We start from the raw sequence: 1,202 nt of genomic DNA, 5'->3' as shown, positions 1-1,202 counted from the left end.
GTCGTCGACCCCTGCACCCCGCCGGAACGGACGATCACAGTCCCGAAGATTCCCCGGACCCCTCGGAGCATCACGATCTCCGATACCCTCGGCCTGCGGGTGACGGACTTCCTGATGCCCCTGAACCCGTCCGTCCGCGAGTCCGGGGAGATTGAGGGAGAGCATCCGGTGCACGGGTCTGAGCCCGGCACGAACCTCACGATCTCGGCGAACAACCAGAAGTGGTGGTGTCGTCGCCATTTGACTGGGGGTGGACCGGTGGAGGCCCTCGCCGTCGCCGAGCGCATCATCGACTGTGCGGATGCCCGTCCCGGGTGCCTGCAGGGGCATTGGCCGGCTGTCGTCGCTGCGCTGGAGGCCAGGGGCTACAGCAAGCAACTCAAGGAATGGGAGTGGGAGCGCGGGAAGCGTGAGGTGTCTGCACCGGTCGCCAGTAAGGCTATCGAGCCGCCGACGGGTGAGGTCCCGGAGGACAAGGTCCTCCGGCCGACGATCGTCCTGACGAACCGCCACATGCACGAGATCACGGCAGATGCGGTCCGGGCGATCGCAGAGGCGAACGACCCGCCCCGGTTATTTCACCGGGCTGCTGTGCTGGTGCGGGTCTGCCGGGATGAGCAGGGGCGGCCACTGATTCAGACCCTTTCAGAGCATGCACTCCGAGGGGTTATGGACAGGGTTGCGGTCTGGCTCTCGGTCAAGGTGGGTAAAGACGGGGCGATCAGAGAGATCCCGGAGTACCCGCCAATCTCGATCGTCCGGGATGTCCTCGGACTGCCGACGGACGAGTGGCAGTTGCCACCGCTCGCGGGGATCGCGACGTCCCCGATCCTGCACCTGGATGGCACGATCCATGGCGTTGAAGGGTATGACCCGGCGACGTCGATGTATTTCATGCCGGAGCCCGGGTTCGTCCTCGCTCCCGTGCCGGCGAACCCGACTGCTGCAGACATCGCAGCCGCGAAGGAGATGATCCTGGAGATGTTCCTGGACTTCCCCTTCGTCGATGAGGCGTCGAGGTGGAACGCGGTCGGGGCGTTCCTGACGGGGGTGTTCCGGCCGATCATCGACGGACCGTGCCCCTGCTGGCTCCTCACCAAGCCGCAGGCCGGGTCGGGTGCGTCGCTGATGCAAAACGCGGTGTATCTGGCGATCACTGGAGTGACTCCACCGGCGAGCGTGACGCCGAAGACGAAGGAGGA

Annotated in this window: 1 pseudogene; it reads left to right on the top strand. The window is 65.7% G+C overall.

Annotated features, from left to right (window positions below):
* Positions 1-1,202: pseudogene (locus tag ACE4YL_RS02475) on the top strand (hypothetical protein); the annotation flags it as partial.

The sequence above is a fragment of the Candidatus Darwinibacter acetoxidans genome (assembly GCF_041936445.1).
In the GTDB taxonomy this organism is placed as follows: Bacteria; Bacillota; Limnochordia; order Darwinibacteriales; family Darwinibacteriaceae; genus DTU010.
The sequence above is the reverse complement of the archived record's forward strand: the minus strand, read 5'-3'. Positions and strand labels throughout refer to the sequence as shown.